The following is a 13,602-nucleotide window of genomic DNA, read 5'->3' on the forward strand; positions in this document are numbered from 1 at the left end:
GAGTATCGTAATATGAAAAAAGTTCATTTAAATTTATTATTCGTATTTATGTTTACATTCTCAGGAAACTAACATATAATAATAGGAAATGTACAATATAAGGAGGAAGATTGATTTAATGCTATTACAAAGTGGAGAAATCATGGATGGAATTGTTTCAGGAATTACTAAATATGGTGCTTTTATAAAGCTTTCTGATGATAAAACAGGACTTTGCCATATTTCAGAAGTATCTAATGATTACGTAAAAGATATCAATACGTACTTAAAAGAAGGTCAAAAGGTAAAAGTTAAAATTCTTAAAATTAAAGATGATAGTAAAATTGAATTATCTATTAAGCAGGCTACTGAAACTCCAAAGCAAAGAAAATATACAAAACCTGCTCCTAAAAGACCAGTTCAATCCTTTGAAAATATGTTATCCGACTTTCTAAAAGATAGTGATGAAAAATTAAAAAATATGAAACAAAGAGATCAAAGATACTAGTATCTATAAAAATAACCCTATGATGGGTTATTTTTTATAATATATTGGAAATTATATAGGTAGTAACATTATGAATCTATTTATCATTTCCGTTATATATTTCAAAAAAAGTCAACTTATACTTTTTAAAAATCTCATCAAGGAGGACTTTCATGACAAAAAAATATATCCATCCGTGGCTTGTAGTACTAGGTGCTATTTGCATACAAATTTCTATAGGAGCCATCTATTCATGGAGTCTATTTAATCAACCTCTTATGGATCAATTTAACTGGACAAAAAATCAAGTTATTCTTACTTTTTCTATAGCTATTTTTACTTTTGCTTTTTCCACTATATTTTCAGGTAAGCTACAAGATAAGTTGGGTCCAAAAATTGTTGCTACCATTGGCGGACTATTATACGGTGGAGGACTCACACTTGCTTCTTTTTCTACCACAATTATAGAATTGTATATTTACTATGGTATCATTGCTGGAGCTGGAGTAGGATTTGCTTATGTATGTCCTCTTTCTACATGTGTAAAATGGTTTCCCCACAAGAAAGGATTTATTACGGGCATTACAGTAGGTGCCTTTGGTATGGGAAGTTTACTTTTTAAATCTATTATTGAATCTTTTCTTCTTTCATATGGGATTTCTAATACTTTTCTTTATCTAGGCATCATCTACACTACTTTAGTTTTAATAGGTGCTCAATTTTTAGTTCTTCCACCAAAGAACCATGCTCCTATTTCTGAGACTATACAATCTATAGATATAAATAATTTTTCAGTGCAACAAATGCTTCACACAAAATCTTTTTACCTTCTTTGGATCATGTACTTTTTTGCATGCGTAAGCGGTCTTTTAGTCATCAGCCTTGCAAAGGATATAGGCATACAACTAGCTAACCTTCCCTCCTCTGTTGCTGCATATGCAGTAGCTCTCATTGGTCTTTTTAACGCAGGAGGAAGAGTAATATGGGGTAGCTTATCTGATAAACTAGGTAGAATAAAAATAGTTTTTATTATGTTTATCATTACTTCTGTTTGCATGATTATGATGAGTTTTATACCTTTAAATTTTATATTATTTTTTATTTTCATTTCAGGTATTGCCTTTTGTTTTGGTGGATTTCTTTCTGTATTTCCAACTATAACCAGTGATTTTTACGGAATAAAAAATTTTGGAGCAAACTATGGAATTATGTATCAAGCCTATGGATTGGCTGCTCTAGCAGGACCTTTTATTATACAAAGTAGCGGGGGACTCAAACCTACTTTTATCATCTCCTCTATATTATCTATTATAGGCGGATGCATCACCTTTATGGTCAAACCCTCTTCATTTATAAAGCCACTTAAGTAAACTTAAGTGGCTTTAATCAATATTTTTTAAATCTTCATTAGAAATTGTAATATCCATAGATGGAATATTGACTGGACGATTTTGAAGAATCCTTAAAGTAAGATATACAACCATCTTTTCTTCTATACTTTTAAATGTTTTTTCTTTTTTATATAAATGAAATCTACTTAAATCCATATATTCATTTATCTCAATTACATTACTGCTTACCAACTCACAATAGGGCATTTCATTAAAATATTCAATACTTTTTTGACTTTTTTGTATTACTTTTTCATTAAATGGATTATCTTTTTGTATATAGTTTGGAATGCAAATATCTTTAGATCTATCATTTCCACAAGCTTCTAGTTGATTAGAAAATAAATAAATTGGTTCTATTCCATTAAAAATAACTTCTGTATTACACTCAAAAGGAATTTTAACCGTACAATGTCTAGTCTCTCCATAACTATAGTAACTTCCTGCTATATAGCTAATTTGCTTGCATACATATCCTTTTATAAAAAGCATATGAGTATCTTGTAAAAGTACACATTGCTTAACCTCAATAGTATTTTTCTCACTTTTTATATCTAAAGCAGATTCAGGTAGCTCAATCATGGCATTCATATTTAACTGTAGTGTTAATTGTGCCAATATTACAGGAATTTTTGCTATAGCACCTTTTGTTAATCCGATCACTTTTACTGGAACGTTGCTACATTCTCCATTTGCTCCTCCTGTAACTTTTACTGCTATATTTTTAGGAGTATGATCTATAAATGGACTCCTTGGTTTCTCTTTATCCTGGCCTTTGGGAATATATCTTTGCCATGGCATTTTTTAAACCTCCTATCATAAAATAAACACACCCTTTTAAACGTCTTAATTTATCATATGCGCTTTGTCCTAATAGAGTTACTATTATATTGCCATTTCAATCCAATTAGGTAAATACTTGATTAATTCTTTCATAATCTTAGTAGCATTTTCTCTAAATATATTTACTTGTCCATAAGCTTCTCCTCCATCTTTACCTACTATGTCAGATACTCCTCTTAGAATAAGAAGTTTTTTCTCATTTCTTTTTGCAATCCAAGCAATAGCTCCAGATTCCCAATCTCCTGCAACACCACCAAATGTTTCATGTAAATATTCCACCTCTTTAGGCTGAAGATCTCGATCTCCCGTGAGCATCAATGTTTTTTTAACAGGATGAGGATATTCTCCCTTCAAAAAAGATAGATCTATATCTGTAGTAAAATATTCAATTTCTTCAGAAGGATCTCCCATTTCTTCTAAAATATCATAAACAATTGCTCGATTTACTAAAATAATCTCTTCTCTTTCTATATGCCCTCTAAATCCTCCACAAGTTCCCAAATTTATAAGTAAACAAGGATTAAAATGATCAATAATATATTGAGTGGAACCCGCAGCACTTACTTTTCCCCATCCTCCCCTAAAAAATATGATAGGTTCTATTTTTTCCTTCACCTTTATATCTGTTACAAACCATTGTCCGTATGGAGAATCATTAAGCGTTACACCTTTAAAAATATCACATACTGTCTCCCACTCAATATTTGCAGCAATAGTAACTACTACCTTTGTATTCATTATCTATCTCCCCTTTTCGTTTTTATGATAAATTTCTCTAAAATTTTCCGTTCTCCTTCTTCATCTATAAAGAATAGTTGTTCGTTTCAGCATTTATGATAAAATAAATAGATAAAAATAAAATAAAGGATGATGATAATGAATATCTTATCTGTAGAAAACATATCTAAATCTTATGGAGAAAAAATACTCTTTGAAAATATATCTTTTTCTATTGGAGATACTGATAAAATTGGTTTGATTGGTGTCAATGGGACAGGTAAATCCTCTCTTTTAAAAATTATTGCTGGATATGATGTAGCCGATACTGGAAAAGTTCATATGCCAAGTAAAATGGCAATTGAATATCTTTCACAAAATCCAGAGTTTGATCCTAATGCCACTATTTTAGAACAAGTATTTAAAAGTGATTCTCAAATTATGAATGTCATAAGAGACTATGAAAATATTCTAGAAGAAATTTCTCAAAATCCAGATGATTCTACTCTACAAAAAAAATTACTTTATCTAACGGACAATATGAATGCCCAAGATGCATGGGAAATAGAAAACCAAGTAAAAACCATTCTGACAAAGCTTGGAATTCATAATTTTCATCAAAAAATAGAAACTCTATCTGGAGGACAAAAGAAAAGAGTAGCTCTAGCTAGTGCTTTGATTTCTCCTTGTGATTTATTGATTTTGGATGAGCCTACCAATCACATGGATCATGACACTATTGATTGGTTAGAAAAATATCTAACTAATAGAACAGGGTCCTTACTTATGATTACCCATGATCGATATTTTTTAGACAGAGTTGTGAATAAAACCTTAGAGTTAGATGATGGAAAAATCTATAGTTATATAGGAAACTATTCTCAATTTATTGAGAAAAAACTTGAAAGAAAAACCCTTGAATCTTCCATTGAAAGAAAAAGAGAACGTTTATACAAAAAAGAATTAGAATGGATTAGAGCTGGTGCACAAGCCAGAAGTACAAAACAAAAAGCAAGAATTCAAAGATTTGAAGAACTAAAAAATACTTCTAGCCCTATACATGATTCAAACATAGATATATGTGTAGCTCACTCTCGATTAGGTCAAAAGATTATTGAAATCAATCATATATCTAAAAGCTTTGAACAAAATAAAGTCATAGAAGATTTTAGCTATATTGCTTTAAAGGATGACCGCATTGGTATTATAGGAAAAAATGGAACAGGTAAATCCACTCTTCTAAACTTAATTACAGGAAAACTTACACCTGATCTAGGGAGTATTGATATTGGTCCTACTGTAAAAATTGGATATTTTTCTCAAGAATCAGAAGATATGGATATCAATTTACGTGCTATTGAATATATCAAAGAAAAAGCAGAATATATTACTACAGAGGATGGTATAAAAATAAGCGCTTCTCAAATGATGGAAAACTTCTTGTTTTCTAAAGATTTGCAGTGGACTTATATTTCAAAACTGTCCGGCGGTGAAAGAAGAAGACTCTATTTATTAAGAATTTTAATGGATGCTCCCAATGTACTCATTTTAGATGAGCCTACAAATGATTTAGATATTGACACCCTAAAGGTTTTAGAAAACTATATAGATGATTTTAATGGCATTGTCATATGTGTATCTCATGACCGATACTTTTTAGATCGAATTTGCAATAAAATATTCTTCTTTGCTGGAGACGGAAAAATCATAGAGCATACAGGAAATTATTCTGATTTTTATAAAAGTGGTCGATGGATTCATGAAGAAATCAAAGAAGAAAAAAATACAAAAAAAAGTGCTCCTCAAAAGCCAAAGGAAAAAAAGTTAAAATTTACTTATAATGAACAAAGGGAATATGAAACTATAGACCAAGAAATAGAAAATCTAGAAAACAAACTATCTACATTAGAAGAAGAAATGAAAAAATATTCTACAGATTTTACAAAGCTTCAAGAACTTATGAATGAAAAAGATTATATAGAAGAAGAACTTCTCCTTAAAATGGAAAGACAAGAATATTTAAACGATCTAGCAGAAAAGATAAAAAATGATCATTAAATTTATTGAATAAAAATGATGAAAGGATGAAAAGTTATGAGAAAAAAAATAGCTATTTTATTGTCATGTGTATTGATTATAGGATTAAGCTCATGTGGTTATAGTCAAAAACAAAATAGTTCCGCCACACCTTCTCAAACAAAAGAAATCATTCCTCCATCTACTATTGTATCTACTCATAAAGATATTTTTTTAGAAATACCGAAAGAAGCCATACATGTAAATCGATCTATTGAAGTATCTGGTCTTACAGCTCTTAAAAATTTACAGATTCATATTTTAGATGAAAATAAAAAAATTCTCAATCAAGAGGATCAAATTGTAGAAGTAATGAAAAATGAAAATAACTGGAATTCTTTTCATAAACAGATATATTTCTTTGACTCACCTACTTCAAAGACTGGAAAAATAAAAATTTATTCTTCAGAAAAAAATTATGTTGAGGTTCCTATTATTTTTGACGAACTTTTAGAAGAAGGAAAAAGCATTCAAATCCTATATCCTGCTAATGAAATAGATCAAAAAAATTTTATAAGAGTATTTGGATATTCATCTGTCTTTGAAGGTAATATCAATTATAGAATCACAAAAGAAAATGGAGAAGTCCTCACAGAAGGATTTATCCTGTCCACTTCAGGAGCTCCTGACATTGGAATCTTTGCAAAAGATATCCCTCTTTCTATTTCATCAGGACCTGTTATTTTAGAAGTATTTGAAGTTAGTGCCAAGGATGGAGAAGAAATTGGAAAAATCATTAGAAAATTAAATTTTATAAATGAATAATAAAGCTCCTTACTGACTTGAATTTTAAGATATATTCTTGACAGTAAGGAGTTTTTATTTTTACTTCATGGCAGATACATTTACAATCCTAATCTCTTTTCTAATGATTTATATCTGAGTTTATGTTTAAATTCCTTGGAATTCAAGTAATTGAGAAACTGTAGTAAACTCATACCCCTGCATCTTAGCCCACTCAATAATTTGTGGAAGTGCTATAAGCATATTCTCCATTGCTTTTTTCTTTCCACTCGAATGCATTAATATAATTCCCCCTGAATGTAATTGCTGTTTTACCTTTTCCATGATATTTTCTACAGGAATTCCAGACCAGTCTCTGGTGTCAACAGACCAATTTACTACATTATATCCTAATGCATTTACAGCTTCTAAAGAATTTTTTCCCATTGCTCCATAAGGAGGTCTAAAAATATTTGTATGATTTCCTATTGTATCATCTAATATTTTTTGTGTTTGTATTAACTCTTCTTCTATCTCAGCTTTTGTGAGTTTATTAAAATTCTTATGATTAAAACTATGATTTGCAATTTCATGTCCTTGTTGAGACATAAGAACAAGTTCTTGTGGATATCTTTCTATATGTCTTCCAATGACAAAAAAAGTAGCTTTTACTTCATATTGCTTTAAAATATCTAATACCTTCTCCGTATAATATTTACTTGGTCCATCATCAAAAGTCAAAGCAATTTGCTTTTTTTCTTTATTTCCATTATGAAATATTTTATTTTGAACTATATAGATTGGATTTACAACTTCTTGCTGCTCTATTCTACCCTCAGTTTCTCCTTTAGAATTGGTTTGTTCTATAGCTTGAGTTTCTTCAACTCTAGTAGGATTTTTATTTGCAGCAAAAACATATTCTATAATTTCTTTTTTCGCACATACTCCCAATACTACAATTGCCAATAAAAGCATTCCTATTTTTACATTTTTCGTCATGTTTTCACCTGCTTTTTAATGTATTTTGTCTTATTATATATATTATACATTTTTCTTTCATATAAATTGTTACATGAAGGTGACAAAAATGATCTTGCCCTTATATTATTATAATCTTCTACAAAAAATGCGGCTTTCCTTTATTATTCATACCTAATCTTTATAATTTTACTAAAAAAGGATCTAGTAAATAAATCCTAGATCCTAGACTGAAAACACACTCTATTTTAGCAAAGCCATAAAAATAAGGAACATTTATTGAGAATTTGTGAAAATATAGAAAAAGTGAGAAAATGATTAGCATTACACTGTTTGAGCACAGCGAGTTTGTAATGCTATTTTCGATCGTTTCTATATATTTTCCAAATTTGAAAATTTAGTGACGTTTTTTATGACTTGTAGAGTAAAATGGTGGATTTGATTTAATCTCTTCCACCATCTCCTCATCAAACCGTACGTGAGGTTTTCCCTCATACGGCTTTCCGATGTTCTTCTTCCATCTGCATTACGAGTTTTTAAGCAACATATTTTAGGCCAATATCATTAAATCGACTTACTATTTCATAAAATTCTTTTCTCTTTCGTGCCTGTCTTTTGTTGTTAAACCAAATGACTAGCCGCTTTCTTATATATTTATCAATCTTCACCAGTTTATTGAATGGTGACAATCCATAATAGTTTCGCCATCCTATAATCTTTCGATTTAATGTCTTAACCATTTCTTTACTAGAGACATATAGGGTTTTCCTATCTAGAGTCTTCTTAACTTTGTCATATATTTTCTTTATTGATTGATTACTAATCCACTGGATAAGTGTATAGTAGATTCTACCATCTATAGTCTTTGTCTTAACCTTACGATTATGAAACCCTAGAAAATCAAAACCTTCTTTTCCTTCCCATAAAGATATAATTTTCGTCTTGCTTTTATTTAGATTCAATTCTAATCTTTGCATTATAAGGCTTATAGCTTTATGTGTATGTTTTACATCTTTATAGTTCTTGCAAACAACTACAAAGTCATCACAAAATCTAATTAGTTTACCTAAATGCTTGTAATGTTTCTCCCATACCGTATCTAGGTAATCTAAGTAAATATTTGCTAGTAATGGAGATATCACACCTCCTTGAGGACTTCCCAGTTCACTTTGAACAACTATCCCATCCTTCATTACTCCTGCTTCTAGCCATTTTCGTATAAGCTTAATTACTCTCCTATCACTTATTCGTCTTTCAACTAGCAGTAATAATTTCATATGATTTATATTATCAAAGTATCCTGATATATCTGCATCTAACACCCACATTCCTTTGTTATTACAAGCTCGCCTTATTTTATCAAGTGCTTGATGCTGATTTTTCTTAGGTCTAAATCCATAAGAACATTCCTTGAAATTAGCTTCAAAAACAGGTTCTATCACTATCTTTGTTGCTGTTTGTATTATTCTATCTTTTACTGTGGGAATTCCTAGAGGTCTTACCTTTCCATTATCCTTCGGAATTTCTTTTCTTAATACTGGTGGTGGATTATATGTTCCTTTTGATATTTGAATTTGTATTTCCTCTAATATCTTTTCTACCCCAATATCTTCAATGTCTGCTATAGTTTGTTCATCTACTCCTGCACTTCCTTTATTAGTTTTGACTTGTTTCCATGCCTTCTCAAGTACATCTTTTCTATATATCTTATCGTATAAAGCATGAAACCTTCTGCTTTTATTACTCTTGGCTGATTGGTATAGTTTCCTTTGAAGTTGTCGAACTTTATCTATGGTGTCGTTAGTCTTTTGGACATTCACTCACTCTTACCTCCTCAGAAAACGTGAACAAAGTAGGGAACCTTTCCTAAGAATGGTTTTGTTGTCCATTCCATATTTGGTACTATGTTCCCCTCCGACTCCCTCCCTACTAGAATGTAATTTCACCTATCGGCTTATATGCATCTGCTTTACAGCTATCGCTGTGTAAAGTAGGGTCTCCCCAGTTCCATAATTTACTTTCGATACATACCGCTCCCCATACACCAGAGGATTCTTCTGTGCTGTAATCCAAGTTCTTCACACATTCCATGGACTTCATCTTAAGACAAGAGACTCGTCTTCCTCTTTTCTCCCTAACGGGTTGAGATAACAGTGCTGCAGGATTCACTTTATGTTACGGTCTGCATCTTTGCTAGCACTACTAGAGCACATTTTCAAGACGCTTCAGTATTACCATCTCTGATAGCACTGGTCTTATAGCTACTAGGCTTCTTGGCAATTACCTAGACTGAACTTTCATCAGCAAGTAAATTACAGCTTCGCTGGGCACGCTGTCTACAAACTCGGATCTAGTAAATAAATCCTAGATCCTTTTTAAATCAAGCTATTTTTTGTAGAATAATTTTTCCTTCTTTTAATAAAATCTCAATACAATCTCCTTCTTCAAACTTCCTCTCTAGATATTGTTCTGCAATCTCGTCCTCAATATATCTTTGAATGGTTCTTCTTAAAGGTCTTGCTCCATATTTTTCATCATAGCCTTTTTTTAATATAAAATCTTTTACTTCTTGTGAAACAACTACTCCTATATTTTTCTCTCTTGCTTCTTCTATTACTTCTTTTAACATAATATCTACTATTTTGATTAATTCTTCTTTTTGCAGAGATTTAAATATAATAATTTCATCAATTCTATTTAAAAATTCAGGTTTAAAAGTTTCTTTTAAAGCATCCTTTACATGATCTTCTAATGCTTGTTCATTATTATTAGCAAACCCTATAGAATTGGCTTTAAAGTTGGTTCCTGCATTGGAAGTCATAATAATTACTGTATTTTCAAAAAACACTGTTCTTCCTTGACTATCTGTCAGTCTTCCATCTTCAAGGATTTGTAAAAGCATGTGAAAGACATCTGGGTGCGCTTTTTCAATCTCATCTAATAAAATAACAGAATAAGGCTTTCTTCTTACTTTTTCTGTAAGTTGTCCTCCTTGATCATATCCTACATATCCTGGAGGTGCTCCAATTAATTTAGAAACTGTGTGTTTTTCCATATACTCAGACATATCCACACGAATCATGCTGTCTTCATCTCCAAAGAGTTCATAGGCTAATGTTTTCACCAATTCAGTTTTTCCTACCCCTGTAGGTCCTACAAAAATAAAGGAAGCAGGTTTTTTCCTTTTCTTAAAACCTGATCTATTTCTTCTTATGGTTCTTGACAGACTTACAATAGCTTTATCTTGACCAATGACTCTTTTATGAATTCTCTCTTCAAGGTGAATCAATTTTTGTGCCTCTTCTTCTGTAATCTTTTGAACAGGAATATTGGTCCAAGCCTCAACTACATAAGCAATATCTTCTACTTTTATTTCTACTTGATGATATTCTTTCTCTAATTCATAAAGCTGTTGTTCTAATTGAAATTCTTCCATTTTATACCTTGCAGCTTTTTCATAATCATTATTGACTGCAGCATTTTCTTTTTCTTGTTGAATTTTTTTTAATGATTCCTCTATGCTTTCTATTTCTAAAAGACCTGTGTTGTTTAAATTAGCTCTTGAACCTGCCTCATCAATCACATCTATGGCTTTATCTGGAAGAAAACGATCTGTAATATATCTTTCTGATAAATGTACAGCAGCTTTGATTACTTCTTCGGAAATTTTTACTTGATGATAATCTTCATAATAATTTTTAATTCCCTTTAAGATTTCAATCGTATCTTCTATACTTGGTTCTTCTACTAATACAGGTTGAAATCTTCTTTCTAAAGCTGCATCCTTTTCAATATGTTTTCTGTACTCATCTAAGGTAGTAGCTCCTATTACTTGAATTTCTCCTTTTGCTAAAGCAGGTTTTAAAATATTAGCAGCATTCATTACTCCACCATGAACTTCTCCTGCTCCCATAATATTATGTACTTCATCAATGACTAATATAATATTTCCGCACTCTTTAGCCTCTTTAATGATAGATTTCATCCTACCTTCAAATTGTCCTCTAAACTGAGTTCCTGCTACTACTGCTGTAAGATCTAATAAATAAATTTCTGCATGAAAAAGCTTTTGAGGAACTTCTCGCTCTACAATACGAAGAGCCAAACCTTCTGCTATAGCAGTCTTTCCAACTCCTGGTTCTCCTATTAAAATAGGATTGTTTTTATTTCTTCTATTCAAAATTTGTACCACTCTACTAATTTCTTTATCTCTTCCAATGACTTTATCTACTTCTTTATTTTTTGCTTTTTCTGTTAAATTGGTTCCATACATTTCTAAATATTTTTTCTTACCCTTAGTTTTTTTCCCTTTTTTCTTTTCTTTAGACTCTTCATCTATATGGATTGTAGTTTCTTTCTCATCTTCATCAGAATCCTTCATAAAAGGAAAAGCCCCACCTAACAGATCTGATAAATTTTCTTCATCCATATTTTCCATATCCATATCTTCAAACATATAATTCATTTCTTCTGTCAAATTTTTTATATCCTCTTTGTTCATTCCTGCTTGTTTCATCAATTGATCTATTACAGGAATCCCCATCTTTTTAGCACATTCCATACACAATCCTTTTATTTCTGTCTTTCCATTCTCTATTTGTGATGTAAATACAATTGCAATATTTTTTTTGCAAACTGAGCACAATTTCATGTTTATCCACTCCAAACCTTAAAATGAAATAATTGTAACTTAAATATAACATACCCCTAACTTTATTTATTATCTTCATTTATTTTCATTCCTATAACTTAAGACTTAAAATCTATAAGTAACCTCATTCATGTACATCCTTTTTAGGGTATATAGATTTATTCTAATACAAATACTAAATTTGTTCAAATACTAATGGAGGAGTATTTTATGAAAAAATTATTTCGATCCTTAAACCTTATTTTTACTATCATTATGCTTTCTTTTATGATTATATTTTTTTTAAAAACACAATATCACTTTTTATTCTATACTGCTACCCTTTATTTTATTTATCTTTTTTATTTACACTGGGAATCACAGAAAAAATATACAGTAAAATCCTATATAAAAATACTAATCCTATTCACTATTATTATAGATCTACTTGGATTTTCTCTTCATTTTTACGATACAGTGTATTGGTTTGATAAAGCATTGCATATGTTTGGCTCTTTTTCTATTACTCTTTTTTCTTATGCCTTGATCCAAATATTTTGGAAAGATTTTTCTTCCTCTCATATGCTTACTTTTATATTTATAGCTTCCTTAGGTATAACCATAGGAGTATTATATGAAATTGGAGAATTTATATTAGATTTAATTTTTGATTCAAAAAATCAAAATGGATTAATAGATACAAATTTAGATCTAATATTTGATATATTCGGAGCCATATTGGCTAGTTTATGGGGAGTATATAGAAAAAGAATGGTTACTTTAAAAAGATAAAAGATCACCCTCTACTTGGGTGATCTTTCTATACATCTGATACATTGATTCCATAAAAAATCTCTGTCATTTCTTTATTTAATTTTTCTATAATTTCATCTCTTTCTTCCTCATTTAAGTTTTCTTCATTAATTTCAAATAAATAATTATCTAAGTTTAAATCTTTTATTTTCATCTTTGTATGAAATATATTGGATTGATAGATATTCATATCAATCAAATCATATCTGTTTATCGTTTCTTTTTCAATGAAATTTTGTATAGAATTGATTGGATGATCTATAAAATGCTTTTCTCCATCTATATCTCTTGTAAATCCTCTCACTCTATAGTCAATAGTAATAATATCTGAATCAAAACTTCCTATTAAATAATTTAATGCTTTTACTGGAGAGATTGTCCCACAAGTAGCTACATCAATATCTACTCTAAAAGTACTAATGTCATTTTGAGGATGACTTTCTGGGTACGTATGGACTGTTACATGGCTTTTATCTAAATGGCCTACAATATTTTCACGAGTAGGTGTTAAAACTCCTCTATTACAAGATGGATCCAAAACATATAAAGGAACTTCTTCTTCTGAAATTAAAAGAGTCACACTTGCTCCTTGTGGATCATAATCTTGTTTGGCAACATTTAACACACTCGCACCAATAATATTTGTTACATCTGTAAGAATCTTTGTCAATCGTTCTGAATTATATTGTTCATCAATATACTCAATATATTTTTTTCGATCTTGTTCTGTTTTTGTATAACAGATGTCATAAATATTGAAACTAAGCGCTTTTGTTAAATTATTAAATCCATACAACTTCAATTTATTATTAGTAATTTTAGCCAATATCATTCCCCATTTCTAATGAATTTACATAAAAATTATATACTGTATACGCATAATGTCAATATATAAATTTTGCTATTTATACTACCTGTATACTTATCTTAACCATTCTAAAAATTATTATTTAAAGCTGTTGAAA

General features: G+C 30.2%; 11 protein-coding genes. 5 read left to right on the forward strand and 6 right to left on the reverse strand.

The genetic code is table 11. From position 1 onward, the window contains the following. Nucleotides 1-118: 118 nt before the first annotated feature. A complete protein-coding gene (locus BN2409_RS16260) occupies nt 119-487 on the forward strand; it encodes a S1 RNA-binding domain-containing protein (RefSeq protein ID WP_053957647.1) in 369 nt (122 codons plus the stop codon). Nucleotides 488-639: 152 nt separating this feature from the next. After that, nucleotides 640-1,836, forward strand: a complete 1,197-nt coding sequence (locus BN2409_RS16265) for an L-lactate MFS transporter (RefSeq protein WP_053957648.1) — start codon at nt 640-642, stop codon at nt 1,834-1,836. Nucleotides 1,837-1,848: 12 nt separating this feature from the next. On the opposite strand, the gene BN2409_RS16270 is transcribed toward BN2409_RS16265, so the two are convergent. After that, nucleotides 1,849-2,658, reverse strand: coding sequence for a CsxC family protein (locus BN2409_RS16270; RefSeq protein ID WP_053957649.1), 810 nt, complete (start codon nt 2,656-2,658; stop codon nt 1,849-1,851). Nucleotides 2,659-2,742: 84 nt separating this feature from the next. Next, nucleotides 2,743-3,438, reverse strand: coding sequence for a 5'-methylthioadenosine/S-adenosylhomocysteine nucleosidase family protein (locus tag BN2409_RS16275; protein WP_053957650.1), 696 nt, complete (start codon nt 3,436-3,438; stop codon nt 2,743-2,745). A 138-nt stretch (nt 3,439-3,576) separates the two neighbouring features. Here BN2409_RS16275 and BN2409_RS16280 point away from each other — a divergent pair, with 138 nt between their 5' ends. Together BN2409_RS16280 and BN2409_RS16285 are read left to right on the forward strand one after the other, a co-directional pair. Next, a complete protein-coding gene (locus BN2409_RS16280; RefSeq protein ID WP_053957651.1) occupies nt 3,577-5,475 on the forward strand; it encodes an ABC-F family ATP-binding cassette domain-containing protein in 1,899 nt (632 codons plus the stop codon). A gap of 36 nt (nt 5,476-5,511) precedes the next feature. Further along, nucleotides 5,512-6,258, forward strand: coding sequence for a Gmad2 immunoglobulin-like domain-containing protein (locus BN2409_RS16285; RefSeq protein ID WP_053957652.1), 747 nt, complete (start codon nt 5,512-5,514; stop codon nt 6,256-6,258). A 126-nt stretch (nt 6,259-6,384) separates the two neighbouring features. Here BN2409_RS16285 and BN2409_RS16290 read toward each other — a convergent pair whose 3' ends face one another. From BN2409_RS16290 to BN2409_RS16300, 3 genes are all read right to left on the reverse strand, one after another. Beyond that, a complete protein-coding gene (locus BN2409_RS16290; protein WP_053957653.1) occupies nt 6,385-7,215 on the reverse strand; it encodes a polysaccharide deacetylase family protein in 831 nt (276 codons plus the stop codon). 515 nt (nt 7,216-7,730) lie between these two features. Beyond that, nucleotides 7,731-9,014, reverse strand: a complete 1,284-nt coding sequence (gene ltrA / locus BN2409_RS16295; protein WP_053956151.1) for a group II intron reverse transcriptase/maturase — start codon at nt 9,012-9,014, stop codon at nt 7,731-7,733. A gap of 560 nt (nt 9,015-9,574) precedes the next feature. Then, complete coding sequence (locus BN2409_RS16300) at nt 9,575-11,845, reverse strand: ATP-dependent Clp protease ATP-binding subunit (RefSeq protein ID WP_053957654.1); 2,271 nt, start codon at nt 11,843-11,845, stop codon at nt 9,575-9,577. A gap of 210 nt (nt 11,846-12,055) precedes the next feature. Between BN2409_RS16300 and BN2409_RS16305 the strand changes: the two genes are divergently transcribed. Next, on the forward strand, nt 12,056-12,616 hold the full coding sequence (locus tag BN2409_RS16305; RefSeq protein WP_053957655.1) for a DUF2238 domain-containing protein: 561 nt from the start codon (nt 12,056-12,058) through the stop codon (nt 12,614-12,616). A 28-nt stretch (nt 12,617-12,644) separates the two neighbouring features. Here BN2409_RS16305 and speD read toward each other — a convergent pair whose 3' ends face one another. Then, nucleotides 12,645-13,463: an adenosylmethionine decarboxylase gene (gene speD / locus BN2409_RS16310; RefSeq protein ID WP_110943182.1), complete on the reverse strand. Its 819-nt coding sequence runs from the start codon at nt 13,461-13,463 to the stop codon at nt 12,645-12,647. Between the last annotated feature and the right edge of the window lie 139 nt (nt 13,464-13,602).

Origin of the sequence: Inediibacterium massiliense (assembly GCF_001282725.1) — a bacterium.
Classification (GTDB): domain Bacteria; phylum Bacillota; class Clostridia; order Peptostreptococcales; family Thermotaleaceae; genus Anaerophilus; species Anaerophilus massiliensis.

Bases quoted from the DNA above. Each gene is read 5' to 3' on its own strand.
- BN2409_RS16260 (WP_053957647.1), top strand. From the start codon at position 119: ATGCTATTACAAAGTGGAGAAATCATGGATGGAATTGTTTCAGGAATT.
- BN2409_RS16265 (WP_053957648.1), top strand. From the start codon at position 640: ATGACAAAAAAATATATCCATCCGTGGCTTGTAGTACTAGGTGCTATT.
- BN2409_RS16270 (WP_053957649.1), bottom strand. From the start codon at position 2,658: ATGCCATGGCAAAGATATATTCCCAAAGGCCAGGATAAAGAGAAACCA.
- BN2409_RS16275 (WP_053957650.1), bottom strand. From the start codon at position 3,438: ATGAATACAAAGGTAGTAGTTACTATTGCTGCAAATATTGAGTGGGAG.
- BN2409_RS16280 (WP_053957651.1), top strand. From the start codon at position 3,577: ATGAATATCTTATCTGTAGAAAACATATCTAAATCTTATGGAGAAAAA.
- BN2409_RS16285 (WP_053957652.1), top strand. From the start codon at position 5,512: ATGAGAAAAAAAATAGCTATTTTATTGTCATGTGTATTGATTATAGGA.
- BN2409_RS16290 (WP_053957653.1), bottom strand. From the start codon at position 7,215: ATGACGAAAAATGTAAAAATAGGAATGCTTTTATTGGCAATTGTAGTA.
- BN2409_RS16300 (WP_053957654.1), bottom strand. From the start codon at position 11,845: ATGAAATTGTGCTCAGTTTGCAAAAAAAATATTGCAATTGTATTTACA.
- BN2409_RS16305 (WP_053957655.1), top strand. From the start codon at position 12,056: ATGAAAAAATTATTTCGATCCTTAAACCTTATTTTTACTATCATTATG.